Source organism: Mycobacterium persicum, assembly GCF_002086915.1.
GTDB lineage: Bacteria > Actinomycetota > Actinomycetes > Mycobacteriales > Mycobacteriaceae > Mycobacterium > Mycobacterium persicum.
Genome location: NZ_MWQA01000001.1, coordinates 2,582,595 through 2,607,100, shown reverse-complemented (window position 1 = coordinate 2,607,100; position 24,506 = coordinate 2,582,595). Strand labels below are relative to the sequence as shown.

Here is a 24,506-nt window from a genome sequence, read left to right as displayed (position 1 = left end):
CTAAGCCTGGGGCGTGACCAGAATCTTGCAGTGCCGCTCGGGGTCGGTGAGGTCGTCGAAGGCCGTACCGACCCCGTCCAGGCCGACCTCCCCGGTGATCAGCGGGCTGACGTCGATATCGCCCTCGGCGATCGCACGCAGTGACTCGGCGAATTCATCCGGGCCGTAGGCGAGCACGAACTGCACGTTGATCTCTTTGGCAATCGCGAAGAACGGATGCATGGTGTCGGTCTGCATGCACACTCCGGCCACGACCAGCCGCGTGCCCGGCCGCGCCCGTCGCAACACCTCATCGATGATCCCCGGCACGCCGATCGCCTCGAAAACCACTGCAGCCTTGACGGTGTCAAATGGCGAGCCCTGTGCCGGGTTTACCGTCCGATGCGCTCCCATCGTCGTCGCCAGTTCCCGTCGCTTCGACGAAAAGTCAGCTGCCACAATGGTTTCAACGCCGCGCAACCGAAGTGCTGCGATGATGGACATACCGATCGGACCGCAACCAAGCACCAGGGCCGCCTCGCCGGGGGCAATGCCCGACTTGTTGACGGCGTGCAATCCCACCGCCATGGGTTCGGCGAGGGCGGCATGTTTGGGATCGAGGCCATTCGGAACGGGCAGCAGCAGCGGTGCCGAGAGCAGCATCCGTTCGGCATAGCCGCCGATTGTGTCGTTGCTGTAGATGATCGGCTCGAAACCCTTGGCCGACAGCAACACCGGAATCGACGTGACCAACGTTCCGGGTGGCTGGGTTTCGGTATCGGGTCCCGCTTCGAGTATCTCGGCGCTGAATTCGTGACCCATGAAGACGTCACGGTTCAGATCGACGTTGGGTCCGCCGGCGCCGCGCGACATCTGATCGGTGAGCGCCAGCATTTCCTCGCCGTGCGCGGCGAAATGCAGGTCAGAACCGCAGATACCGCATGCCAGCACCTTGACCAGTACCTGGCCCGGGCCGGGCGCCGGGTCGGGCACGTCGTCCCGGTACACCATGCGCCCATTTCGTAACACCGAGGCGCGCATCAGCTTTCACCGCCTTGGTGCTCGGCCACGTGCTCGTTGATGGCCTTGACGACCGCCTGGCCCGCCCGGCCGATCAAGTCCTCACGCTTGCCCTTGGCCCACTCGTGCGACGCGCGGGGCGCTTCGAGCTGACCCTTGAAATAGGGGATCACTTTGCGGGCGAACAGGTCATAGGAGTGAAAAGTCGCCTGTGGCGCCGCCCAGTCGTGGCCGAGCAACAGCAGCGTTCCGAAGCCGCCCGAGCGGTCCAGCAGGTCCTCGATGTGGGCGATAGCGTCCTCAGGTGTGCCGATGCAGCAATTCCCCTTGGCGGCATACTCTTCGACGAATTCCCGGGTGGATTGCGTGCCCTCGACCGCGTTGGATAGCGGGACAAACCCCGCCGCGCCAAAGTACTTCGAGAAATCGGGCAACCCGTAGATACAGTCGTCGAGAGCCTGGTCCCGGGTGTCGGCCAAATGCATGATGGAAAGCACTCGCCAGTCGCGACGATCGGGCTCGTCCCGTCCGACTTTGGCGGCCTGCTCGCACACCACTCCCCAGGTGTTCTCCAGTGCGGCATACCCGCCGGGCACCGACATCGACAGCGACAGCAGCGACGTGCCCAGCGCTCCGGCCAGCCTTGGCCCGGACGGCGAAATCATTGCCGCCGTTGAGATCTCAGGGTACGGCCAGGTGTACGGCCGGATATGTAGTTGCGCCTCGCGCAGGGTGAACCAGTCGGAATGGCGGTCGATACGTTCGTCCGGCGCGGCACGGAACAAGGCGAGAATCGCCTCCAGAGACTCCTGCATCATCCGGCGCTGGTCGATGGGATCGATGCCCATCATGTAGGCGTCCGACGGCAGCGCGCCGGGGCCCGTGCCGAACATGACCCGGCCACGGGTCAGGTGATCCAGCAGCACCCAGCGGTCGGCCACCATCAGCGGATGGTGGTAGGGCAGCGAGACCACTCCGGTGCCCAGCCGGATGTGTTTGGTCCGCTCGGCCGCGGCCGCGATGAAGACCTCCGGGCAGGCGATCAGCTCGTAGCCGCCGGAGTGATGTTCGCCGAACCAGGCCTCGTCGAAGCCCAGGCGGTCCAGCGCGACCACCCGGTCCATGTCGTATTCCAGTGCCGCCGTGGGGGATTGGCCGGTCGGGTGAAACGGTGTGATGAAGACGCCGAAGCGAAGCGGCGCACCCGTCACCACTGCACCCCGTTGAGGAACTCGAGTAGTATCGCGTTCACGTCGTCGGGCCGCTCCTGCTGCAACCAGTGCCCGGCGCCGTCGATCAGCACCTCGCGGTAGGGGCCGCTGATCACCTCCGAAGCGCGGTCGGTACGGGTGAAGGACAGCACCGGGTCCGCGGTCCCAGCAATAAATAGTGACGGCACCGAGATTTTGGCGTCAGCGAGTTCGGCCGTTGTCTCCCAGTTGCGGTCGAAATTGCGATACCAGTTGAGCCCGCCGGTAAAACCGGTGTGAGCGAATTCGCTGATGTAGTGGTCCAGTTCGTCCTGACTGATCCAGTCCGGCAGCCCTTCCGGCTCCGGCAGCCGGTCGATAAAGCCCTCAGGTCCGGGCGCCAGCATGCGCAGTGCCGAACTCTGGTCGCCCGGTGGTCGCAAACCGCCGATCATTCGGCGCATCGTGCGGGCCGGGTCACCATCGAGCTCAGCATCGGCCACACCCGGCTGCTGGAAATAGAGGATGTAGAAGAAGTTCTCTCCGAACGTCTTGCGAAACGCTTCGGTGGGCGGCACCTGAGCGCGGGGCAGCGGTGGAACGCTCAATGCGGCGACTCCCGCGACCCGGTCGGGGTGCAACAGCGGCGCATTCCACACCACCACGGCACCCCAGTCGTGACCCACCCAGACCGCGCGCTCCGCGCCCACGTCGTCAAGCAAACCCGCCAGGTCGGCCGTCAACTGGTGAATGTCGTAGGCCTCGATCGCCTCCGGACGCGACGAACCCCCATAGCCGCGTTGATCCGGAGCCAGCACGTGGTAGCCGGCGGCGGCCAGTGCGGGAATCTGGTGCCGCCAGGAGTAGGCCAGCTCGGGAAAGCCGTGGGCCAGTATCACCACGGGTGCGCCGCGATCTCCGGCCTCGACCACCCGCAGCTGTACACCATTGGTATCGACTAACCGTTCGGTTGATAGAGCCACCGTCTCACCAAATCACAACGGCACCGGAGCGGGAAGGCCCCATCTGGGTAGGGCTCCGCCGAGCGTGAAACCGCTGCGAAAATTCGGCTTGAATTTCGCAGCAGTTTCACGCTGGGTGCAACGGTCGGTCGGTCAGATGGAAGCGCGGACTGGATATCGTGACCGGCGCCGCGCATCATCGGCTGATGCGGCTGGACCACATAGTGCTATGGACAAAAGACGTGCGGGCGGCAATGGACTTCTACTCCAGGGTGGTCGGGCTTACGCCGGTACGGTTCGACGAGTTCGAAGGCGGAACTGCGCCGTTCCCGAGTGTGCGGGTGTGCGAGGACTCCATCATCGACCTCATCCCCGTGCGAAGTGCCGCGGCTACCGAGTCGATGACCAGGGTCGCCGGCAGCGCGGGCCATCCGGTCAACCACGTCTGTCTCGCCATGTCGAAGACCGAGTACGACGCCCTCGACGAACGTCTGCAGGCAGCGGGCATCGACACCGGCGCGCGGCTGAACCTCAGCTTCGGCGCTCGCGGCTGGGCGCCGCAGGGCTACTACTTCGCCGATCCGGACGGCAATGTGATCGAGGCGCGCTACTACGAGTAACTGCCCACCCGATGGCCGAGCGCCCCGGTCGCGCGATCTGTGGGCCACGTCACGCTGGAAGACCGTGACCAGCCAACCGCGGGCGCTGATGTGACCAATATCCCCGCGGCGGTTGCGATGCTCGGGAACCCTGGCGGGAACCGCCGGACGTTGACGCAGCAGGGCTGTGCCGACCCGCTAGCCCGGCTAGACCCGTCGAGCTGGGCTTGCGATCGCCACGGGACGGTAACCTTGACATTTCCAGCTGCGTGAATCCGGAAGGACCTGGCCGGCACGGCCGATGATTGATGAATCGAAAAAACGTGATCCGCACCGTCACGGCGATCGCCGTCGTGGTGCTGCTGGGCTGGTCGTTCTTCTATTTCAGTGACGACACCCGCGGTTACAAGCCCGTCGACACCTCGGTGGCGGTGGCTCAGATCAACAGCGACAACGTCAAGAGCGCGCAGATTGATGACCGCGAGCAGCAGCTGCGGCTGACCCTGAAGAAGGGCAACAACGACACCGACGGATCCGACAAGGTCATCACCAAGTACCCCACCGGCTACGCCGTCGACCTGTTCAACGCGCTGACCGCGAAAAACGCCAAGGTCAGCACCGTCGTCAACCAGGGCAGCATCCTGGGCGAGCTGCTGGTCTACGTGCTTCCCCTGCTGCTGCTGGTGGGGCTGTTCGTGATGTTCTCCCGCATGCAGGGCGGCGCGCGGATGGGCTTCGGTTTCGGCAAGTCCCGGGCCAAGATGCTCAACAAGGACATGCCCAAGACGACGTTCGCCGACGTTGCCGGTGTCGACGAAGCCGTCGAGGAGCTCTACGAGATCAAGGATTTCCTGCAGAACCCCGGCCGCTACCAGGCGCTGGGCGCCAAGATCCCCAGGGGTGTGCTGCTCTACGGCCCACCGGGCACCGGCAAGACGCTGCTGGCCCGGGCGGTCGCAGGCGAGGCAGGCGTGCCATTCTTCACCATCTCCGGGTCCGACTTCGTCGAGATGTTCGTCGGTGTCGGCGCCTCGCGCGTCCGGGACCTATTCGACCAGGCCAAGCAGAACAACCCCTGCATCATCTTCGTCGACGAGATCGACGCGGTGGGCCGCCAGCGCGGTGCCGGCCTGGGCGGCGGCCATGACGAGCGCGAGCAGACGCTCAACCAGCTGCTGGTCGAGATGGATGGCTTCGACCCGCGTGCCGGCGTCATTCTGATCGCGGCCACCAACCGGCCCGACATCCTGGACCCGGCGCTGCTGCGGCCCGGCCGATTCGACCGGCAGATCCCGGTGACCAACCCGGACCTGGCGGGTCGCCGCGCGGTGCTGCAAGTGCATTCCAAGGGCAAGCCGATCGGCCCGGACGCCGACCTCGACGGGCTGGCCAAGCGGACCGTCGGCATGACCGGCGCCGACCTGGCCAACGTCATCAACGAGGCGGCGCTGCTGACCGCTCGGGAGAACGGCACCGTCATCACCGGTCCCGCCTTGGAGGAGGCGGTGGACCGGGTGATCGGCGGCCCACGCCGCAAAGGGCGGATCATCAGCGAGCACGAGAAAAAGATCACCGCCTATCATGAGGGCGGCCACACCCTGGCGGCCTGGGCGATGCCCGACATCGACCCCGTCTACAAGGTGACGATCCTGGCCCGCGGCCGCACCGGCGGCCACGCGGTGGCGGTGCCCGAGGAGGACAAGGGCCTGAGGACCCGCTCCGAGATGATCGCGCAGCTGGTGTTCGCGATGGGTGGGCGTGCTGCGGAGGAATTGGTGTTTCGCGAGCCGACCACCGGCGCGGTGTCCGACATCGAGCAGGCGACCAAGGTGGCCCGCGCGATGGTCACCGAGTACGGCATGAGCGCCCGCCTCGGGGCGGTGAAATACGGCACCGAGCACGGCGACCCGTTCCTGGGCCGCTCGATGGGCACGCAGTCCGACTACTCGCACGAGGTTGCCCGCGAAATCGACGAAGAAGTGCGCAAGCTCATTGAGGCGGCGCACACCGAGGCGTGGGAGATCCTCACCGAATACCGCGACGTGCTCGACACGCTGGCGGGTGAGCTGTTGGAAAAGGAAACCCTGCACCGGCCGGAGCTGGAGGCGATCTTCGCCAACGTCGAAAAGCGGCCCCGGCTCACCGTGTTCGACGACTTCGGCGGCCGGATTCCCTCGGACAAGCCGCCCATCAAGACACCCGGCGAGCTCGCCATGGAACGCGGCGAGCCGTGGCCACCGCCGCTGAAAGAGCCGGCGTTCAAGCAAGCGATCGCGCGGGCTACCCGCGCGGCCGAAGCAGCACAGGGTGCCCAGTCAGCCGCCGGCGGCGGCAACGGATTGGACCGGGAGGACAGATCGGCCTACCAGCCCGACTACGGTGCACCGGCGGACTGGCACGCTCCGGGATGGCCACCACCACCGTCGTCGCCCGGCCGGCCGCAGCCGGCGCCGGGTTATCGTCTGCCAGAAAAATCCGAACCGGACCCCGATGAGCCTTCCGACCAGCAGAATAAGGACGTCAGCCGGTCCAATCCGTCGGCGCACGGCTGACGAAACGGAGGATTGCCATGACGCAGCTGGATTCTCGCCCCACGTCGTCCCTCCCGCGGGCGTTCGACCAGCCGCGCGCCGAGGCCGCCGTTCGTGAATTGCTGTGCGCCATCGGCGAGGACCCGGACCGGGGCGGTTTGCGGGACACTCCGGCACGCGTCGCCCGCGCCTACAAGGAGATCTTCGCCGGGCTCTACACCGACCCCGACGCGGTGCTCAACGCCATGTTCGACGAAGACCACGACGAGCTGGTGCTGGTCAAGCAGATACCGATGTACTCCACGTGCGAACACCATCTGGTGTCGTTTCACGGTGTGGCCCACGTCGGCTATATCCCGGGTGAGGACGGCCGGGTGACCGGGTTGTCCAAAATCGCCCGGCTGGTAGACCTGTATGCCAAGCGGCCGCAGGTGCAGGAGCGGCTGACCAGCCAGATCGCCGACGCGCTGGTGAAGAAGCTGGAACCCCGGGGCGTCATCGTCGTCGTCGAGGCCGAACATCTGTGCATGGCGATGCGCGGGGTCCGCAAGCCCGGTGCCGTCACGACGACCTCAGCGGTGCGTGGTCTGTTCAAAACCAATGCCGCTTCTCGAGCCGAAGCGCTCGATCTCATCCTGCGTAAGTGACCCCGGCGCCTGTGCAGGTCATGGGTGTCGTCAACGTCACCGACGACTCGTTCTCGGACGGCGGGCGTTACCTCGATGCCGCCGGCGCCGTGGAGCACGGTCTGGCGCTGGTTGCCGACGGCGCCCACATCGTCGACGTCGGCGGCGAGTCCACTCGGCCCGGCGCTGCCCGCGTCGACCCGGGTGTCGAGACGGCCCGAGTGCTACCGGTGGTGAAAGAGCTTGCTGCACAGGGAGTTACGGTCAGCATCGACACCATGCACGCCGCCGTCGCGCGCTCGGCGCTGGAAAGCGGCGCGCAACTGGTCAACGACGTGTCCGGCGGCCGGGCCGATCCGGCGATGGCGCCGTTGGTGGCCGAAGCCGGGGTGACGTGGGTGCTGATGCACTGGCGGCCGGTGTCGGCGGCCAACCCGCACCAGGTGCCCGACTACGGCGACGTGGTGGCGCAAGTGCGCGGCGAACTGATGGCAGCCGTTGACGACGCGGTAGCCGCCGGCGTCAACCCGGCGAAGCTGGTGATCGATCCGGGCCTCGGTTTCGCCAAGACGGGACAACACAATTGGGCACTTCTTCGGGCCCTGCCGGAGTTGGTCGCCACCGGGTTTCCCGTTTTGCTGGGTGCCTCGCGCAAGCGTTTCATCGGTAGCTTGCTCGCCGGGCCCGACGGCACCACCCGCCCGCCTGCCGGGCGCGAGACGGCCACGGCGGTGATTTCGGCGCTGGCTGCCCTGCACGGGGCTTGGGGCGTGCGGGTACACGACGTGCGGGCAACGGTCGACGCCCTCAAGGTGGTCGAAGCATGGCAGCGAGTTGAAGGGACCGAGCGCGATGGCTGACCGAATTGAGCTGCGCGGCTTGATTGTTCACGGCAAACACGGGGTCTACGACCACGAGCGGGTGGCCGGGCAGCGCTTCGTCGTCGACATCACCATGTGGATCGATCTGGTCGACGCGGCCCGCAGCGACGATTTGGCCGACACCTACGACTACATCGGGCTGGCGCAGCGAGCCAGCGATATTGTCGGCGGGACGCCGCGCAACCTCATCGAAACGGTCGGCGCCGAGATCGCCGACGAGGTGATGGAAGACCAGCGCGTGCACGCCGTCGAGGTGGTGGTGCACAAGCCGCAGGCCCCCATCCCGCTGCCGTTCGCCGACATAGCGGTGGTGACCCGGCGGTCGCGGCGTGGCGGCCGCGGATCGGTGGTCCCTGCGGGCGGGGCGGTATGACGCGGGTAGTGCTGTCGATCGGCTCGAACCTCGGTGACCGCCTCGCGCATCTTCGGTCGGTCGTCGACGGGCTCGGTGATGCGTTTGTCGCGGCGTCCCGGGTGTACGAGACCGACCCGTGGGGCGGCATCGAGCAGGATCCGTTTCTCAACGCGGTGCTGATTGCCGACGACCCGGATCGTGACTGCCACGCGTGGCTGTGCCGGGCTCACGAGTTCGAGCGGGCCGCGGGCCGGATGCGCGACGAGCGCTGGGGTCCGCGAACGCTGGACGTCGACCTGGTCACCTGCGCCGAGATCACCCCGTCCGGCCGAGTGGACGTGCTCTCCGACGACAGCGATCTGCGGCTACCGCACCCACTGGCACACCTGCGGGCCTTCGTGATGATTCCGTGGCTGGACGTCGATCCGGCGGCCGAAGTGCCGCTGCCGGACGGTCCGCGACCCGTCGCCGAGCTGCTGGCTGAACTTCAGCCCGCCGATCGGGCGGGTGTCCGGTTGACGGCCCTGACCTTGGGAAACTGATGGGCCCCACCCGCAAACGCGATCTGATGGCCGCGGTGATTGCGGCTGCGGTGGGCGGTTATCTGCTGGTCATGGTGTTGTTCCGGTGGTTTCCGCGGATCACGGTGTGGACCGGGCTGTCGCTGCTCGGCGTCGCGATCGCCGAGGCGTTGTGGGCTCGCTACATCCGGACCAAGATCGGTGACGGCGAGATCGGCGACGGGCCCGGCCGACTGCACCCGCTCGCCGTGGCCCGCAGTCTGATGGTCGCCAAGGCATCGGCGTGGGTGGGCGCCCTGGTGCTCGGCTGGTGGATTGGGGTGCTGGTGTACCTATTGCCGCGGCGGTCATGGCAGCGGGTTGCCGTCGAAGACACCACCGGAACCGTCGTGGCCGCCGGCAGCGCGCTGGCGTTGGTGGTTGCCGCGCTGTGGCTGCAACACTGCTGCAAGTCTCCGCAGGATCCCACCGAGGGCGGCGAGGGGGCCGAAACCTAACCGGTTGCCAGGCATCGCTCGCCGACGTTGCTGGCGGCCCGTCGAATCGGCTGAAGAATCGCCGGACCGGCGCGACACGCGGACGGCGCTGCCCGGGTACAGTCAGGCCATGACCGTTCTGTCCCGCGGCGCCCGGGTCCGGCGCGGCGGCCGCAGGCCGGGTTGGGTGCTCTTGACGACGTTGCTGGTCCTCGCGATTGCGGCCAGTTCGGCACTGGTTTTCACCAACCGCGTAGAACTGCTCAAGCTCGCGGTAATCCTGGCGCTGTGGGCTGCCGTCGCCGGTGCTTTCGTGTCGGTGCTGTACCGCCGGCAAGCCGATGCGGAGCAGGCACGGGCACGCGATCTGAAGCTGGTTTACGACTTGCAGTTGGATCGCGAAATCTCGGCTCGCCGCGAGTACGAGCTGACGGTCGAGTCGCACCTGCGCCGCGAGCTGGCCGCCGAACTGCGCGGTGCGGCCGCCGACGAGGTGGCCGCGCTACGAGCGGAACTGACCGCGTTGCGGACCAGTCTGGAGATCTTGTTCGACACGGACTTCGAACACCGTCCGGCGCTGGAGCCCATGGACAAGACGGGGGCAACAGAGACGCGCCGCTCACGTGCGGTGGCCGATCGGGTCCAGAATGGGCGGGGCCCGTCCGCCGACTGGGTATCCATCGACCGGGTCGCGGTGGTTCGCCCGGGTGAAGCGGTCAACCGTGCCGAGGAAGCGATCATCGACGTGCCCGAGGTGGGAATGCCCCCATACGACGACCGGGATGCTCCTCCAGCGGGACCATTGCCGCCGCCCGCCGAGCCCGCAGGAACGAAACACTCCGCCGAGCGGGTCGGGCTGCCCTACGAAACCGCGCCGGCCCCGCCCGGTCCGCGGTATGAGCCTCGTCATCGGCCACCGCCCCCGCCGCCGCAACCGGAGCCACGACCGGAGCCACAATCGGCATCGTCATGGGAACCCGTCGCCGCCGATGGACACTGGATACCGCCCGGGGCGCCCGGCAGTCACTGGGCGTCCGGGGAACCCGCCGCCGCGCCGCCTGCCCAGTCGTCGGGCCGCCGGCGGCGTTACCGGCATACCAGACCGGAGGAAGATCAGGGGGACATCAGCCTGGGCCACGTCGAGGTGCCCGGAGATTACGGTGGTCGCCGGTCACGATCTCGCCATTCGACGGAGTACCGCGACCATGGCGTGGGGAGCCTGGGATCGGCCCGCAGGGCGGAAGGCCCAGGTCCGGTTGCCGCGCCGCCTCCCGCTCCGCCTCCCTCGACCGCTCCGCCTCCGCCGGCCGCTGCGCGGCCCACTGCGCCGCCGCCGCCCCGCCTGGCCGCGCCGCCGCCTCCGGAACCGGCTGCCCGCCATCGCAGCCCGGAGCCGGAGCCCGCGGCGGGAGCACATGGCTCCGACGCGCAAACCGGTGGTCAGTCGGTCGCGGACCTGCTGGCCCGGCTGCAGGTCCAGCCGTCCGGTGGTGGCCGGCGTCGCCGCCGCAGCGGCTGATCGACTACAGTTTTAGTGACCGTCCGGTACCCGCTCAATCAAGGGACTGGAACGAACGACAGAAACCTGTGAGGTCGTCTGCGATGGTGCAGTTCGACGGATTGCGCCCGGCCAGGCTCAAAGTGGGAATCATCTCCGCCGGCCGGGTAGGCACCGCGTTAGGAGTGGCGCTGGAACGCGCCGACCACGTTGTGGTGGCATGTAGCGCCGTCTCCCATGCGTCGCGGCAACGGGCCGGGCGCCGGCTGCCCGACACCCCGGTATTGCCGCCGCCGGACGTCGCTGCCGCGGCCGAGCTACTGCTGTTGGCGGTGCCCGACAGCGAACTGGCGGGTTTGGTGTCCGGACTCGCGGCAACCTCGGCGGTGCGGCCCGGGACACTCGTGGCGCACACCTCCGGCGCCAACGGGATCGGGATCCTGGCACCGCTGACCCGGCAGGGCTGCATACCGCTGGCCATTCACCCGGCGATGACCTTCACCGGGTCCGACGAGGACATCAGCCGCCTGCCAGATACCTGCTTCGGGATCACCGCAGCCGATGGCGTCGGCTATGCGATTGCCCAATCGCTGGTGCTGGAAATGGGCGGGGAGCCGTTCAGTGTCCCGGAGGACGCCCGCATCATCTACCATGCGGCGCTGGCCCACGCGAGCAACCACATCGTGACGGTCCTGGCCGACGCTCTCGAGGCGTTGCGCGCCGCGCTGCGCGGCAGCGAACTGCTGGGCCAACAGTGCGTCGACGACCATCCCGGGGGAATCGCCGAACGCATCATCGGACCGCTGGCCCGCGCTGCGCTGGAGAACACACTGCAGCGTGGGCAGGCCGCGCTGACCGGGCCGATCGCCCGAGGTGACGCCGCCGCGGTCGCCGGGCACCTGGCCGCGCTGACCGGCGTCGACCCGCAACTGGCCCACGCCTATCGGGTGAACGCACTGCGGACCGCGCAGCGGGCGCATGCTCCCGCCGACGTCGTCGAGGTGTTGGCGCGATGAAAGTCAGCTTCAACCCGGGCGAACTCAACCGGTACTCGGTGCCGCGTGAGGTCGGCGACGTCTGCCGGGCGCTGCGGCACACCGGCCGGCGAGTGATGTTGGTGCCCACGATGGGCGCCCTGCACGAGGGTCATCTTGCGCTGGTGCGCGCGGCCAAGAGGACACCCGGCTCGGTGGTCGTGGTGTCGATCTTCGTCAACCCGCTGCAATTCGGCGCCGGGGAGGATCTCGACGCCTATCCGCGAACCCTCGAGGACGACGTGGCGCAGCTGCGTGCCGAAGGGGTGGAGATCGTGTTCGCGCCGACGGCCGCGGCGATGTACCCCGACGGGATGCGCACCACGGTGCAACCCGGGCCGCTGGGCGCCGATCTGGAAGGCAGCGCGCGGCCGGGCCATTTCGCCGGGGTGCTGACCGTGGTGCTCAAACTGCTGCACATCGTCCGGCCCGACCGGGCCTATTTCGGCGAGAAGGACTACCAGCAGCTGGTGCTCATTCGGCAGCTGGTCGCGGACCTCAACGTCGACGTGCAGGTGATCGGGGTGCCGACCGTGCGGGAGGCCGACGGGCTGGCGATGTCGTCTCGCAACCGCTACCTGGACCCGGCTCAGCGGGAAGCGGCGGTGGCGCTGTCGGCGGCGCTGACGGCTGGGGCGCATGCGGCTGCAGTGGCCGGCGCCGGTGCCCGGGCCGCGGTGGACGCGGCCCGCGCGGTGCTCGACGCGGTGCCCGGCATCGCGGTCGATTACGTGGAGCTGCGCGACGCCGGGCTCGGCCCGGCGCCCGCCAGCGGATCGGCCCGGCTGCTGGTTGCGGCGCGCGTCGGCGCCACCAGACTGCTGGACAACGTGGAAATCCAGATCGGAAATTTCGCCGGCACCTTCGGGCCGGACGAGTCGCGGGCTCACTATGCCCAATCACCTTGGAGGAATTGATGTTACGGACAATGCTGAAGTCAAAGATCCACCGCGCGACGGTGACGCAGGCGGACTTGCATTACGTCGGGTCGGTGACCATCGACGCCGATCTGATGGAGGCCGCCGATCTGCTCGAGGGTGAACAGGTGACCATCGTCGACATCGACAACGGGGCCCGCCTCGTCACCTATGCGATCACCGGCGAGCGCGGCAGCGGCGTCATCGGGATCAACGGTGCGGCGGCTCACCTGGTGCACCCGGGCGACCTGGTGATCCTGATCGCCTACGGGACCATGGAGGATGCCGAGGCGCGCGCCTACCAACCGCGGATCGTGTTTGTCGACGCCCGGAACAAGCAGATCGACCTGGGCAGCGATCCGGCTTATGTGCCCGACAACGCCGCCGAGCTGATGAACCCGCGGATGGGTGCACGGTAGCCGTGCTGCTGGCGATCGACGTCCGCAACACCCACACCGTCGTCGGCCTGCTGTCCGGAGCCAAACAGCACGCAAAGGTGGTGCAGCAATGGCGGATACGCACCGAATCTGAAGTCACGGCCGACGAATTGGCGCTCACCATCGACGGCCTGATCGGCGACGACTCCGAGCGGCTCACCGGCGCGGCCGGTCTGTCCACGGTCCCGTCGGTGCTGCACGAGGTGCGGATCATGCTCGACCAGTACTGGCCGTCGGTCCCGCACGTGCTGATCGAACCGGGGGTGCGCACCGGTATCCCGCTGTTGGTCGACAACCCCAAGGAAGTGGGCGCCGACCGGATAATCAACTGCCTGGCGGCGCATCACAAGTTCGGTAAGGCCGCCATCGTCGTCGATTTCGGATCGTCGATCTGCGTGGACGTGGTGTCGGCCAAGGGCGAATTCCTCGGTGGTGCCATCGCACCCGGCGTGCAGGTGTCTTCCGACGCCGCAGCCGCCCGCTCGGCGGCGCTGCGCCGCGTCGAGCTGACCCGGCCGCGTTCGGTCGTCGGCAAGAACACCGTCGAATGCATGCAGGCCGGCGCGGTGTTCGGCTTCGCCGGGCTGGTCGACGGCTTGGTCGGACGCATCCGCGAAGACGTCAAGGGTTTCTCCGCCACCGACGATGTCGCGGTCGTGGCCACCGGGCACACCGCGCCGCTGCTGCTGCCGGAGCTGCATACCGTCGACCACTACGACCAGCACCTGACCCTGCACGGGCTGCGGCTCGTCTTCGAACGAAACCGCGACGCCCAGGGGGGCCGGCTGAAGAGCGCCCGCTAGAACCCGCAGCGAGTCTGCGTAGAGCGCGCGCCGCGAGCCGGCAGTCACGCCGTCAGCGCAGGCTCGCTGCCGTGAGCGCAGACTCGACCCCTTAAGCTGGCACGTCGTGGACTCGGCCGAGACAGACATTCCCGAGCAGTTCCGGATCCGTCGGGACAAGCGTGCTCGGCTATTGGCAGAAGGGCATGACCCCTACCCGGTTGCCATCGAACGCACCCATACCTTGGCCGAGGTCCGCGCCGCCCACCCAGACCTGCCCGTCGACACCGCGACCGACGACATCGTCGGCGTCGCGGGCCGGGTGGTCTTCGCCCGCAACACCGGAAAACTGTGCTTTGCGACACTCCAGGATGGTGACGGTACCCGCCTACAGGTGATGATCAGCCTCGACAAGGTCGGCCGGGAAGCGCTCGACGCGTGGAAAGCCGATGTCGATCTCGGCGACATCGTGTATGTGCACGGCACCGTGATCAGTTCACGGCGAGGCGAATTGTCGGTTCTCGCCGACTCGTGGCGGATGGCCGCCAAGTCGCTGCGGCCGCTGCCCGTCGCGCACAAGGAGATGAGCGAGGAGGCGCGGGTACGGCAGCGCTATGTCGACCTGATCGTCCGCCCGCAGGCGCGGGGGGTGGCCCGGCAGCGGATTGCCGTCATCCGAGCGATACGGAATGCGCTGGAACGCCGCGGGTTCATCGAGGTCGAGACGCCCATGTTGCAGACGTTGGCCGGCGGCGCGGCGGCTCGGCCGTTCGTCACCCATTCCAACGCTCTCGACATGGACCTCTACCTTCGCATCGCGCCGGAACTGTTCCTCAAGCGTTGCATAGTCGGCGGCTTCGACAGAGTCTTCGAACTAAATCGGGTGTTCCGAAACGAAGGCGCCGATTCTACACATTCCCCGGAATTCTCGATGTTGGAGACCTACCAGACCTATGGAACCTATGACGATTCCGCGGTGGTCACCAGGCAGGTTATTCAAGAGGTAGCCGACGAGGCGATCGGCACCCGACAACTTCCGATGCCCGACGGCAGTGTCTACGACATCGACGGAGAATGGGCGACAATCCAGATGTATTCCTCCCTGTCGGCGGCACTGGGCGAAGAGATCACACCGCAGACCTCGGTCGATCGGTTACGCGAGATCGCACGTCGACTCGATGAAGAGATTCTGGACAAGGGTGGCTACCGTCACGGCAAACTCGTCGAGGAACTCTGGGAGCACACCGTGGGCAACACGTTGACCGCACCCACATTTGTGAAGGATTTTCCGGTAGAGACAACGCCATTGACCCGTCAGCACCGCAGTATCGCCGGAGTAACCGAGAAGTGGGACCTCTACCTGCACGGAGTCGAACTGGCCACCGGGTACTCTGAATTAAACGATCCGGTGGTACAGCGGGATAGATTCGCTGACCAGGCCCGCGCCGCGGCGGCGGGCGACGACGAGGCGATGTTGCTCGACGAGGATTTTCTGGCGGCCCTGGAGTACGGGATGCCGCCGTGCACCGGAACGGGAATGGGTATCGATCGGTTGTTGATGGCTTTGACCGGCCTGTCAATTAGGGAGACAGTTTTGTTCCCGATTGTTCGACCACACTCCAACTGAACTGGCCGCCGATGTGTCCAGATTGAGTATTTCACGTTCTTATGGCAGATTAGTGGCCGGGGAGTCTATCCATCCTGCACGGTAACTGCACGGGAAGAAACGCGAGGGTAAGCCAATGGCGAAGAAAGTAACCGTCACCTTGGTCGACGATTTCGACGGTTCCGGCGCCGCCGACGAAACGGTCGAATTCGGGCTTGACGGGGTGACCTATGAGATTGACCTTTCTTCTAAGAATGCCGCGAAACTGCGCGGCGACTTGAAGCAATGGGTTGAGGCCGGCCGTCGTGTCGGCGGTCGCCGGCGCGGGCGTTCCGGCTCCGGCCGCGGCCGCGGCGCGATCGATCGCGAACAAAGCGCCGCGATCCGGGAATGGGCGCGTCGCAATGGACACAACGTGTCGACTCGTGGCCGCATCCCGGCCGACGTCATCGACGCGTTCCACGCCGCAACCTAGTCATCGCTCACACCGGCGCCCAGGCTCCAAGCCTGGGCGCCGGTGCTGTGTCGCTTTCGCTGGTGGCGAACTTGCCGCCGGTCCGCGCCGGAAACATAGCGGCGAGCTTCCTCGTTGACGTGGTGCGGTTCTGAAGTAAGAGGTGCCACGCGGACAGGGGTCCGTGCCCCGGAACCGCTAGGCACCGCAAGGTTATGAACCCTGGCGGGCCGACCATTACAGTGGACAGCAGGTACGCGGGGCCGAGCCGGACCGGTTCGGGGCCGACCAAAGTACCGATGAGGAGAGCAGGTAACCGCCGATGTTCGAACGATTTACCGACCGTGCCCGCCGGGTCGTCGTCCTGGCGCAAGAAGAGGCCCGGATGCTGAACCACAACTACATCGGCACCGAGCACATTCTGTTGGGTCTTATCCACGAAGGCGAGGGCGTAGCCGCCAAGTCGCTGGAGTCGCTGGGTATCTCGCTGGAAGGGGTCCGCAGCCAGGTCGAAGAGATCATCGGCCAGGGCCAGCAGGCGCCGTCCGGGCACATCCCGTTCACTCCGCGGGCCAAGAAGGTCCTCGAGCTGAGCCTGCGCGAGGCGCTGCAACTGGGCCACAACTACATCGGCACCGAGCACATCCTGCTGGGCCTCATCCGCGAGGGTGAGGGGGTAGCGGCTCAGGTTCTGGTGAAGCTGGGCGCCGAGCTGACCCGGGTGCGTCAGCAGGTGATCCAGCTGCTGTCCGGCTACCAGGGCAAGGAGGCCGCCGAGGCCGGCACTGGCGGTCGGGGTGGCGAGTCGGGCACTCCGTCCACCTCGTTGGTGCTCGACCAGTTCGGCCGCAACCTGACAGCCGCGGCGATGGAAGGCAAGCTGGACCCGGTCATCGGCCGCGAGAAGGAAATCGAGCGGGTGATGCAGGTGCTCTCCCGGCGCACCAAGAACAACCCGGTGCTGATCGGCGAGCCCGGTGTCGGTAAGACGGCCGTCGTCGAAGGCCTCGCCCAGGCCATCGTGCACGGCCAGGTCCCCGAGACGCTCAAGGACAAGCAGCTCTACACCCTGGACCTGGGGTCCTTGGTGGCGGGCTCGCGCTACCGCGGTGACTTCGAGGAGCGCCTCAAGAAGGTGCTCAAAGAGATCAACACCCGCGGCGACATCATCTTGTTCATCGACGAGCTGCACACCCTGGTGGGTGCCGGTGCGGCCGAGGGCGCCATCGACGCGGCCAGCATTCTCAAGCCGAAGCTGGCTCGCGGTGAACTTCAAACGATCGGCGCCACCACGCTCGACGAGTACCGCAAGTACATCGAAAAGGACGCCGCCCTGGAGCGCCGCTTCCAGCCGGTGCAAGTCGGCGAGCCGACGGTGGAGCACACCATCGAGATCCTCAAGGGTCTCCGCGACCGCTACGAGGCCCATCACCGGGTGTCCATCACCGACAGCGCTATGGTGGCCGCCGCCACGTTGGCCGACCGCTACATCAACGACCGGTTCCTGCCGGACAAGGCGATCGACCTGATCGACGAGGCCGGGGCCCGGATGCGGATCCGCCGGATGACCGCGCCGCCGGACCTGCGCGAGTTCGACGAGAAGATCGCCGAGGCGCGCCGGGAGAAGGAATCGGCGATCGACGCCCAGGACTTCGAGAAGGCCGCCAGCCTGCGGGATCGGGAGAAGACGCTCGTCGCCCAGCGCGCGGAGCGCGAAAAGCAGTGGCGTTCAGGGGATCTCGACGTGGTCGCCGAAGTCGACGACGAGCAGATCGCCGAGGTCCTGGGTAACTGGACCGGCATCCCGGTGTTCAAGCTCACCGAGGCCGAGACCACCCGGTTGCTGCGCATGGAAGAAGAGCTTCACAAGCGGATCATCGGCCAGGAGGACGCCGTCAAGGCCGTCTCGAAAGCCATCCGGCGTACTCGCGCCGGACTGAAAGACCCGAAGCGCCCGTCGGGCTCGTTTATCTTCGCCGGACCGTCCGGCGTGGGTAAGACCGAACTGTCCAAGGCGCTGGCCAACTTCCTGTTCGGCGACGACGACGCGCTCATCCAGATCGACATGGGTGAGTTCCACGACCGGTTCACCGCGTCGCGGCTGTTCGGTGCTCCGCCCGGATATGTCGGCTACGAGGAGGGCGGTCAGCTCACCGAGAAGGTGCGGCGCAAACCGTTCAGCGTGGTCTTGTTCGACGAGATCGAGAAGGCGCACCAGGAGATCTACAACAGCCTGTTGCAAGTGCTCGAGGATGGCCGGCTCACCGACGGTCAGGGCCGCACGGTGGACTTCAAGAACACCGTGCTGATCTTCACGTCGAACCTGGGGACATCCGATATTTCTAAGCCCGTCGGCCTCGGGTTCACCAAGGGTGGCGGTGAGAACGACTACGAGCGGATGAAGCAGAAGGTCAACGACGAGCTCAAGAAGCACTTCCGCCCGGAGTTCCTCAACCGCATCGACGACATCATCGTGTTCCACCAGCTGACCCGCGACGAAATCATCCAGATGGTCGACCTGATGATCGGCCGGGTCGCCGGCCAGCTCAAGAGCAAGGACATGGCGCTGGAGCTGACCGACAAGGCCAAGTCGCTGCTGGCCAAGCGTGGCTTCGACCCGGTGCTGGGTGCCCGTCCGCTGCGGCGCACCATACAGCGCGAGATCGAGGACCAGCTGTCCGAGAAGATCCTTTTCGAGGAGGTCGGGCCGGGCCAGGTCGTCACGGTCGACGTGGACAACTGGGACGGTGAAGGCGCCGGCGAGGATGCCGTGTTCACCTTCACCGGCACCCGCAAGCCGCCGGCCGAGCCGGACCTGGCCAAGGCCGGAGCGCCTGGCGCTGGCAGTCCCGGGCCGAGCGGGCCGTAGTAGCGGGCGGTAGACAACTGAGCGATCCTGCCGAGGCATGCCCACTCCTGGGCGCCTCGGCAGGACCGTTTGGTATTACCTGAGCGTCGACCGGCAACGCTTGAGCGGTTTACACTGACCGGTATCGACGACGGCAACGGAATCTGGTGAGAGTCCAGAACGGTCGCGCCACTGTACACAGTCAGACCCGTTGCCCGTCACCAGCACCTACGTGGGACGCGAGATCCCCAGAAGGAGTCGACCCGTGGCTAATTCCCAGGCAACCCCCGCTCGGCCGGTTCATGTGTCGGCGGTGAGTGCCGCGCTGTGGTTGGCCGCCACCGCCGTCCTGGCGCTGTTGGTCATCTATTTTGTCGCCTTCGACCAGGGCGCGGTGTCACTGTTCGGTGGCGACACGCACGTGCACGAATTCTTCCACGACGCAAGGCATCTGCTCGGCTTCCCCTGCCACTGAGCCACCCAGGGCTGACATTATGGAGAAGCGTCTGATAGCGCGCGGACTCCTGGCCGGCGCGGTGGGCGCCGTGCTGGCGTTTGCGTTCGCTCGTGTGTTTGCCGAGCCGGTCATCGGCCGCGCAATCGACTACGAGGACGGCCGCACCGAAGCGGCGCACGCTCAGGGCGTGCACGAGCACGGTGTCGAATTGTTCAGCCGCGGCGTGCAGGGCACCGCCGGATTGGGTTTCGGTGTCCTGTTTTTCGGCGTCGCCCTGGGTGCGTTGTTCGCCGTGCTGTTCTGCGTTGCCCACTCTCGGACCAGAAACGTTGGACCGCAAAGGCTTTCGATTCGTCTAGCAGCCGGTGCCGGCACCGCGGTGTACCTAGTGCCCTTTCTGAAATATCCGCCCAACCCACCGGCCGTGGGTCAGGCGGACACGATCGGATCGCGCACCCTGTGGTACCTGGTCATGGTGGTGGCGTCGGTGGCGCTTGCACTGGGCGCCGTGTGGCTGGGCGGCCGGCTGGCTCCGCGGGTGGGTGCGTGGAACGCCGGACTATCGGCCGTTGGTGTCTATATCGTCGCGAGTGCGGTGGTCATGTCGGTGTTGCCGACAGTCGACGAAACACCGAGGCCGATGCGCGACGCTGCCGGAACGATCATCTATCCCGGATTCCCGGCCGATGTCCTCTACGAATTCAGGCTGGCGTCGCTGGGCACCCAGATGGTGCTGTGGGCGACCATCGGGGTGGTCTTTTCGACGCTGGCGCGCCGGCTGCTGGATACGACGGCCGCGACGGGACGGGCGGCGAGCATCGAGACGTGACCCGCCAGTGAGCCAGGTCATCAGGCTGACGTTGGTGTCGCACGCGATGACCGATGCCATGGCGGTCGGCCGGTTTCCGGCCGACGAGCCGCTCAACGACACCGGCCGTCGCCAGGCAGAAACCGCGGGGCGCCCCGACATCCGGTGTGGCGTTACCCAACTGGTCGCACCCGAGCGGCGGACCCGGCAAACGGCTCACCTGTTGGGACTGCGGGCCGCGACGGAGCCGCAACTGGCCGACCTCGATTGCGGATGCTGGCGCGGCACCGGTCTCGAGTACGTTGACAACCATCAGCTTCAGGCGTGGCTGACCGAACCCGCCGAGGCGCCGCACGGCGGTGAGTCCATCGTCGACCTGATCGACCGGGTGGCGGGATGGCTGGCGTCGCTGGCCGGCAACACCGTGGCGGTGACCCATCCGGCGGTAATCCGGGCGGCGATCCTGGTGGCGCTTGACAGTCCACCGAAATCCTTCTGGCGTATCGACATTGCGCCGGTCAGTCGAACCGTCATGCATTACCGCGGGCATCGCTGGACGCTGCGGCTATAGCGACCTATCGCGGACCCACCAATGCGAAGACCTGCTTGGCAACCTGCAGCATCCATCCGGTCACCGTCGGCCCGTGATCACGGGGCCAGTTCAGCTGAAAGCTCACCACCCATGCCTGGCCGGTCCTGTCCTCGGCATACCAGCTGAAGGTCAGGTCCCCTGGCAGCCCGCCGGCCTTCGCGCCGATGTAAGGCCAATCGTTGCGGTCCAGCTGGATACCTGGAACAGCGGACAGGATCTGCCGGACCGGCGCGGCCGGGCCAACCGCATTGGCCTGCAAAGCCAGGTGCACCCGGCAAATGTCCTCCGCGCTTCCGTACCACTCCGCGCCGTACGTGGAGGCCGGAGTGTGGGCACGCATCGGATCAGGTTGGTAGGGCGTCGCATTCGCCTGCTGCAGTAACTGAGCGCGGACCTGCTGGGATGCGTGTTTCCATTGGTCGCGCACATCCGGTTGACCCCAGCCGACGGAGAACAGCTCGTACATCGTGGGAAACGGTGTCATGCTGGCCGGATCGTGATGGCCGGCGGTGGCCAGCGCCTCCTCGATAGCGTGAGTGCCCAGCCTCTCGATCAGCAAGTCGGTGGCCATGTTGTCGCTGGTGGCGATCATCTTCTCGGCGGCGGTGCGAACCGAAACATTCGCCCCGGGCGGCAGTTCCAGGCCCGACGAACCCACCGCTTTGCTCTTGGCGGTCACGGTGAGCAGTTCGTCCCAGGACACCGTGCCGTCCTTCACCGCGTCAGCCAGGGCGTGCAACACGTACAACTTGAAAATCGAAGCAAGCGGCAAGGATTCGCGGGTATTGGTGCCCGCTACCGGGTCGCAGTTGCCGTTGGTCACCTTCGCGACTTGGTAGGAATAGCGGGCGCCGGTTCGGCTCAACACGGCGTCGACGTCGCGCCACGAGCTGACCGACGGTGGCTGGGTCTCGAGATCGAACCGATCGACCTGGCCCTGGTCGTCGGTATGGATCCGAATGTCTTGCCGCGCACCGTAAGACGAAATGAGATGCAGCGTGGCCACGCTGGCGCCGATGGCTACGCCTTCGACGGTGAACGGGCGGTCCCACCACAGCTCTTCCATGGTGTGCTCGACGGAGCCGATTTGCCCGGGCGTCGCCAGGGTGCCGACGCCCACCGGCCCGATCGGCCAATCCGAGTTGAGCATGTCCACCGTCTGCTGGGCACGCAGGCCGGGTGGTGTTCTGGTGTCGATGCGGCGCCCCGGATCGGCTGCGTTGGCGGTTGGCGTGGGCGAGTGTGCGCAACCGGGAGCCAGGGCGACCACTAATGCGGCGGCGGCGCCTAACGCCCTTGCACGGGGCGGCAGCGCCGGCCGGCTACTTCGTTTCGCCAGTCCCGGCAACGTCGAGCACAACCTCGAATTCCAGGAGCGAAGCACCGGTCGCCACGGGGTTGGCCCGGTGGCCGGCGTGGGCCTCTTTGGCCGGCCCGTTCGCCCAGGCCTGGAATGCTTCATCGGACTCCCAGTGTGTCACCACGAAGTAGCGGTCTTCGCCCTTGACCGGTCGCAGCAACTGAAAGCCGAGGAAACCGGGAGAATTCTCCACCGCATGCGCACGGTGGGCGAAACGCTTCTCCAGTTCGGGGCCAGCGTCGGCAGGCACCTCGATTGCGTTGATCTTCACCACTGGCATGTCGCTAGGCTACCGTGCCCGCCATGCCGACCGATCTGCTGACCCATCGCGGCGGGCAAGGCAAACCGCTGGTCCTGGTACACGGGTTGATGGGCCGGGGTAGCACGTGGTCGCGGCAACTGCCGTGGCTGACCCGGTTGGGCAGTGTCTATACCTACGACGCGCCGTGGCACCGGGGCCGTGACGTCGACGATCCGTACCCGATCAGCACCGAACGCTTCGTGGCCGACCTGGTTGACGCGGTTGCCCCGCTGGGCGTGCCTGCGCGCCTGGTCGGGCATTCGATGGGTGCTTTGCATTCGTGGTGTTTGGCCGCGCAGCGTCCCGATTTGGTGGCGGCGTTGGTGGTCGAGGACATGGCACCGGACTTCGTTGGCCGCACCACCGGTCCGTGGGAGCCGTGGCTACATGCGCTTCCCGTCGAATTCGCCTCTGCAGAACAGGTTTTCGCCGAGTTCGGCCCGGTCGCCGGTCAATACTTCCTGGAGGCCTTCGACCGCACCGCCACCGGTTGGCGGCTGCACGGAAATACCTCACGGTGGATCGAGATCGCCGCCGAGTGGGGCACCCGCGACTACTGGGCGCAGTGGCGGGCGGTCCGGGCCCCAGCACTGCTGATCGAGGCCGGCAACTCGGTCACGCCGCCGGGGCAGATGCGCGAAATGGCTGAAAGGGACTGTCCAACAACGTATCTGCGAGTCCCAGAAGCGGGTCATCTGGTCCACGATGAAGCGCCGCTGGTGTATCGCCACGCGGTCGAATCCTTTTTCGCCGACATCGGGGCCGGCTGAGCCGACTCCCTGCAAACCTCAACGGAAACTCGGCCGGCGCCCGCCCCGCGACGACCGTCGCCGTTACCCATCCGGGGCTTGGGTACCGGAGCCGCTAACCCCGATGGTCAATTAACGAAGTGGTTTACGCGAATCTCAAAAGTCCTATAATGAGGGAATGGACGCTGCCGAAAAGCGGAGCGCGGCCGCCCAACCTGCTGTCGAAGCTCCCGACCGAACCTGGACCTTCCTGACGAACCATGCCCATGTGTTGCTGTGCGTGTCGACCGGCGAGCCCCTGACAGCTCGCGAGCTGGCGCTGCGAATCGGCATCACCGAGCGTTCCGTGCAGGCGATATTGACCGACCTGACCGAGGAGGGCTACCTCATCAAGTCCAAGGTTGGTCGTCGCAACGTGTACGAGCTCAATCCGCAGGGTCGGCTACGCCACCCACTCGAAGCCAGCCATACCGTGGGTGAGCTCGTTACGGCCTTGTCCTGAACTGAACGCCCTGGCATGGCCGGTTGGCCGCCGCGCCGGTCCGTCATGCCGACGTCCGAGCGAGCTGGTGCCGCCCTGCCCGCTTGGGCAGGGGTAGCCCGGCCAGACGGCGCCATGACTGGATCGCCTCGGAGGTGACGTGGGCGTATCCGATTGGCGAGTCAATCCCGGTACCGAGCATGTGGGCGCGCAGGGCGCTGCCGGTGATGGCGTCCAGTGTCGCCACGCGGCGACCTGCGACCAGCTCGGTCGACTGGTGTGCCGCCTGCAGGGCATAGAACCCGGCGGGATTCGACGCGGGGACGAAGGCATTGGCTTCGCCCATCGCAATGTCGTACGCGGTATGCCAACGGGTGAGCGACGGCATAGTGCCGCGCGCAACGCGTCGGTGCAGTTCGGCGATATCGGCGATCGCCTTGATCGTGGTGATTCTGGCGTATCGGACGAGTCCCCAGGTCGGGCTGGTCAACAGCTCGGCCACCCAGCCGTGGACGACCCGGCGGGAAACCCCGGCGGTTCCCACCGTCTGCCAGCCCAGGTCGAGGGCGATGATGCTGTTTTCGGGCGTCAGGTAACCGCCTGGACCGGCCAGCAGGTCATTGCACGATTGGACGAATGCGGCCAACGGGCGGGCCGAACACGCAGGATAGTCGGTGATCTTCGAGTCGCCATTGATGTAGGAGATGACGTTCATGGCGCAGCCGGCGCCCGTCCCCGGCTGGTGAGGGCCTTTGGCCAACCTCAACGGGTTGGTGATGCGGTCGAGATCCATGTGCCCTTCCTCCGGCGTTCGCCACTCCCTAATGCGAAAGGTATATAGCCGAAGCGTTTTTCATCAATGGAAGTTCATATGAGTTTGCTATGAGTGGGGACGTGGGAGGCCGGTAAGACGGGCCGTCGCCACCGGTGCTCATGGCCTGCTCAGCTCGGCGGTGAAGGTGCCGGGACTGATCGGTCGGCGAACGCCGGCGCCCCCCGCCCCGGCATAGTTGCCGGTTCGCAACCTGGTCCACCGCAACTC

Annotated in this window: 26 protein-coding genes; 20 read left to right on the top strand and 6 right to left on the bottom strand. The window is 66.6% G+C overall.

Features of this window, described 5'->3' with window-relative positions; all coding sequences use genetic code 11:
- The 3 genes from B4U45_RS11805 to B4U45_RS11795 are packed head-to-tail and all read right to left on the bottom strand — an operon-like array spanning window position 1 to window position 3,172.
- Entirely contained in the window at window positions 1-1,020 is a 1,020-nt protein-coding gene (locus tag B4U45_RS11805) for a zinc-binding dehydrogenase (protein WP_075549064.1), read from the bottom strand.
- Window positions 1,020-2,210, bottom strand: coding sequence for an LLM class flavin-dependent oxidoreductase (locus tag B4U45_RS11800; RefSeq protein ID WP_075549070.1), 1,191 nt, complete (start codon window positions 2,208-2,210; stop codon window positions 1,020-1,022). Before B4U45_RS11800 ends, B4U45_RS11805 begins: the two co-directional genes overlap by 1 nt.
- Window positions 2,207-3,172, bottom strand: a complete 966-nt coding sequence (locus B4U45_RS11795; RefSeq protein WP_075549063.1) for an alpha/beta fold hydrolase — start codon at window positions 3,170-3,172, stop codon at window positions 2,207-2,209. Before B4U45_RS11795 ends, B4U45_RS11800 begins: the two co-directional genes overlap by 4 nt.
- Window positions 3,173-3,357: 185 nt before the next feature.
- Here B4U45_RS11795 and B4U45_RS11790 point away from each other — a divergent pair, with 185 nt between their 5' ends.
- The 18 genes from B4U45_RS11790 to B4U45_RS11705 all read left to right on the top strand — a co-directional run bounded on the left by B4U45_RS11790 (window position 3,358) and on the right by B4U45_RS11705 (window position 20,552).
- Window positions 3,358-3,771, top strand: a complete 414-nt coding sequence (locus B4U45_RS11790) for a VOC family protein (RefSeq protein WP_075549069.1) — start codon at window positions 3,358-3,360, stop codon at window positions 3,769-3,771.
- Window positions 3,772-4,058: 287 nt separating this feature from the next.
- A complete protein-coding gene (gene ftsH / locus B4U45_RS11785; RefSeq protein WP_075549062.1) occupies window positions 4,059-6,302 on the top strand; it encodes an ATP-dependent zinc metalloprotease FtsH in 2,244 nt (747 codons plus the stop codon).
- Window positions 6,303-6,319: 17 nt separating this feature from the next.
- Window positions 6,320-6,928: a GTP cyclohydrolase I FolE gene (gene folE, locus B4U45_RS11780; RefSeq protein ID WP_075549061.1), complete on the top strand. Its 609-nt coding sequence runs from the start codon at window positions 6,320-6,322 to the stop codon at window positions 6,926-6,928.
- Window positions 6,925-7,767: a dihydropteroate synthase gene (gene folP / locus B4U45_RS11775; protein WP_082275604.1), complete on the top strand. Its 843-nt coding sequence runs from the start codon at window positions 6,925-6,927 to the stop codon at window positions 7,765-7,767. Before folE ends, folP begins: the two co-directional genes overlap by 4 nt.
- Window positions 7,760-8,161 carry a dihydroneopterin aldolase gene (folB, locus tag B4U45_RS11770; protein ID WP_075549059.1) on the top strand — a complete coding sequence of 134 codons (402 nt, stop codon included), beginning with the start codon at window positions 7,760-7,762 and terminating at the stop codon, window positions 8,159-8,161. The genes folP and folB overlap by 8 nt, the downstream gene beginning before the upstream one ends.
- Complete coding sequence (gene folK, locus B4U45_RS11765; RefSeq protein ID WP_075549058.1) at window positions 8,158-8,685, top strand: 2-amino-4-hydroxy-6-hydroxymethyldihydropteridine diphosphokinase; 528 nt, start codon at window positions 8,158-8,160, stop codon at window positions 8,683-8,685. The genes folB and folK overlap by 4 nt, the downstream gene beginning before the upstream one ends.
- Window positions 8,685-9,161 (top strand): DUF3180 domain-containing protein, encoded by a 477-nt coding sequence (locus B4U45_RS11760; protein WP_075549057.1) that lies wholly within the window; start codon window positions 8,685-8,687, stop codon window positions 9,159-9,161. The genes folK and B4U45_RS11760 overlap by 1 nt, the downstream gene beginning before the upstream one ends.
- Before the next feature lie 109 nt (window positions 9,162-9,270).
- Window positions 9,271-10,659 carry a DUF6779 domain-containing protein gene (locus B4U45_RS11755; protein ID WP_122526531.1) on the top strand — a complete coding sequence of 463 codons (1,389 nt, stop codon included), beginning with the start codon at window positions 9,271-9,273 and terminating at the stop codon, window positions 10,657-10,659.
- An 83-nt stretch (window positions 10,660-10,742) separates the two neighbouring features.
- On the top strand, window positions 10,743-11,654 hold the full coding sequence (locus tag B4U45_RS11750) for a Rossmann-like and DUF2520 domain-containing protein (RefSeq protein ID WP_075549055.1): 912 nt from the start codon (window positions 10,743-10,745) through the stop codon (window positions 11,652-11,654).
- Entirely contained in the window at window positions 11,651-12,589 is a 939-nt protein-coding gene (gene panC, locus B4U45_RS11745; protein ID WP_075549054.1) for a pantoate--beta-alanine ligase, read from the top strand. The genes B4U45_RS11750 and panC overlap by 4 nt, the downstream gene beginning before the upstream one ends.
- Entirely contained in the window at window positions 12,589-13,008 is a 420-nt protein-coding gene (gene panD, locus B4U45_RS11740) for an aspartate 1-decarboxylase (protein ID WP_075549053.1), read from the top strand. Before panC ends, panD begins: the two co-directional genes overlap by 1 nt.
- A gap of 2 nt (window positions 13,009-13,010) precedes the next feature.
- A complete protein-coding gene (locus B4U45_RS11735) occupies window positions 13,011-13,829 on the top strand; it encodes a type III pantothenate kinase (protein WP_075549052.1) in 819 nt (272 codons plus the stop codon).
- A 106-nt stretch (window positions 13,830-13,935) separates the two neighbouring features.
- On the top strand, window positions 13,936-15,435 hold the full coding sequence (lysS, locus tag B4U45_RS11730; protein WP_075549051.1) for a lysine--tRNA ligase: 1,500 nt from the start codon (window positions 13,936-13,938) through the stop codon (window positions 15,433-15,435).
- A 115-nt stretch (window positions 15,436-15,550) separates the two neighbouring features.
- Window positions 15,551-15,889, top strand: a complete 339-nt coding sequence (lsr2, locus tag B4U45_RS11725; protein WP_023368518.1) for a histone-like nucleoid-structuring protein Lsr2 — start codon at window positions 15,551-15,553, stop codon at window positions 15,887-15,889.
- 301 nt (window positions 15,890-16,190) lie between these two features.
- Window positions 16,191-18,737 (top strand): ATP-dependent protease ATP-binding subunit ClpC, encoded by a 2,547-nt coding sequence (clpC1, locus tag B4U45_RS11720; RefSeq protein ID WP_075549050.1) that lies wholly within the window; start codon window positions 16,191-16,193, stop codon window positions 18,735-18,737.
- Between the two features lie 244 nt (window positions 18,738-18,981).
- Window positions 18,982-19,191, top strand: coding sequence for a CbtB domain-containing protein (locus B4U45_RS11715; RefSeq protein WP_075549049.1), 210 nt, complete (start codon window positions 18,982-18,984; stop codon window positions 19,189-19,191).
- Between the two features lie 19 nt (window positions 19,192-19,210).
- A complete protein-coding gene (locus tag B4U45_RS11710; RefSeq protein WP_075549048.1) occupies window positions 19,211-20,002 on the top strand; it encodes a CbtA family protein in 792 nt (263 codons plus the stop codon).
- Between the two features lie 7 nt (window positions 20,003-20,009).
- The gene (locus B4U45_RS11705; protein WP_075549047.1) at window positions 20,010-20,552 is read left to right on the top strand and encodes a histidine phosphatase family protein; all 543 of its coding nucleotides are present in this window, start codon (window positions 20,010-20,012) and stop codon (window positions 20,550-20,552) included.
- Window positions 20,553-20,556: 4 nt separating this feature from the next.
- On the opposite strand, the gene B4U45_RS11700 is transcribed toward B4U45_RS11705, so the two are convergent.
- Both B4U45_RS11700 and mhuD read right to left on the bottom strand, forming a co-directional pair.
- Window positions 20,557-21,912 (bottom strand): serine hydrolase, encoded by a 1,356-nt coding sequence (locus B4U45_RS11700; protein WP_183155058.1) that lies wholly within the window; start codon window positions 21,910-21,912, stop codon window positions 20,557-20,559.
- Window positions 21,896-22,213 carry a mycobilin-forming heme oxygenase MhuD gene (gene mhuD / locus B4U45_RS11695; protein ID WP_075549045.1) on the bottom strand — a complete coding sequence of 106 codons (318 nt, stop codon included), beginning with the start codon at window positions 22,211-22,213 and terminating at the stop codon, window positions 21,896-21,898. Before mhuD ends, B4U45_RS11700 begins: the two co-directional genes overlap by 17 nt.
- Window positions 22,214-22,227: 14 nt before the next feature.
- On the opposite strand from mhuD, the gene B4U45_RS11690 reads away from it, so the two are divergent.
- Complete coding sequence (locus B4U45_RS11690; protein ID WP_116671291.1) at window positions 22,228-23,004, top strand: alpha/beta fold hydrolase; 777 nt, start codon at window positions 22,228-22,230, stop codon at window positions 23,002-23,004.
- A gap of 157 nt (window positions 23,005-23,161) precedes the next feature.
- Entirely contained in the window at window positions 23,162-23,485 is a 324-nt protein-coding gene (locus tag B4U45_RS11685) for a helix-turn-helix transcriptional regulator (RefSeq protein WP_063468853.1), read from the top strand.
- A 43-nt stretch (window positions 23,486-23,528) separates the two neighbouring features.
- Here the strand turns inward: B4U45_RS11685 and B4U45_RS11680 are convergent, their stop codons facing one another.
- Window positions 23,529-24,257 (bottom strand): hypothetical protein, encoded by a 729-nt coding sequence (locus B4U45_RS11680; RefSeq protein WP_075549044.1) that lies wholly within the window; start codon window positions 24,255-24,257, stop codon window positions 23,529-23,531.
- Between the last annotated feature and the right edge of the window lie 249 nt (window positions 24,258-24,506).

Coding starts and splice junctions, on each gene's coding strand:
- folE (WP_075549061.1), top strand. CDS start 6,320: ATGACGCAGCTGGATTCTCGCCCCACGTCGTCCCTCCCGCGGGCGTTC.
- ftsH (WP_075549062.1), top strand. CDS start 4,059: ATGAATCGAAAAAACGTGATCCGCACCGTCACGGCGATCGCCGTCGTG.
- lsr2 (WP_023368518.1), top strand. CDS start 15,551: ATGGCGAAGAAAGTAACCGTCACCTTGGTCGACGATTTCGACGGTTCC.
- B4U45_RS11710 (WP_075549048.1), top strand. CDS start 19,211: ATGGAGAAGCGTCTGATAGCGCGCGGACTCCTGGCCGGCGCGGTGGGC.
- panC (WP_075549054.1), top strand. CDS start 11,651: ATGAAAGTCAGCTTCAACCCGGGCGAACTCAACCGGTACTCGGTGCCG.
- B4U45_RS11760 (WP_075549057.1), top strand. CDS start 8,685: ATGGGCCCCACCCGCAAACGCGATCTGATGGCCGCGGTGATTGCGGCT.
- clpC1 (WP_075549050.1), top strand. CDS start 16,191: ATGTTCGAACGATTTACCGACCGTGCCCGCCGGGTCGTCGTCCTGGCG.
- B4U45_RS11680 (WP_075549044.1), bottom strand. CDS start 24,257: ATGGATCTCGACCGCATCACCAACCCGTTGAGGTTGGCCAAAGGCCCT.
- panD (WP_075549053.1), top strand. CDS start 12,589: ATGTTACGGACAATGCTGAAGTCAAAGATCCACCGCGCGACGGTGACG.
- mhuD (WP_075549045.1), bottom strand. CDS start 22,213: ATGCCAGTGGTGAAGATCAACGCAATCGAGGTGCCTGCCGACGCTGGC.
- B4U45_RS11755 (WP_122526531.1), top strand. CDS start 9,271: ATGACCGTTCTGTCCCGCGGCGCCCGGGTCCGGCGCGGCGGCCGCAGG.
- folK (WP_075549058.1), top strand. CDS start 8,158: ATGACGCGGGTAGTGCTGTCGATCGGCTCGAACCTCGGTGACCGCCTC.
- B4U45_RS11805 (WP_075549064.1), bottom strand. CDS start 1,020: ATGCGCGCCTCGGTGTTACGAAATGGGCGCATGGTGTACCGGGACGAC.
- B4U45_RS11685 (WP_063468853.1), top strand. CDS start 23,162: ATGGACGCTGCCGAAAAGCGGAGCGCGGCCGCCCAACCTGCTGTCGAA.
- B4U45_RS11790 (WP_075549069.1), top strand. CDS start 3,358: ATGCGGCTGGACCACATAGTGCTATGGACAAAAGACGTGCGGGCGGCA.
- folB (WP_075549059.1), top strand. CDS start 7,760: ATGGCTGACCGAATTGAGCTGCGCGGCTTGATTGTTCACGGCAAACAC.
- B4U45_RS11750 (WP_075549055.1), top strand. CDS start 10,743: ATGGTGCAGTTCGACGGATTGCGCCCGGCCAGGCTCAAAGTGGGAATC.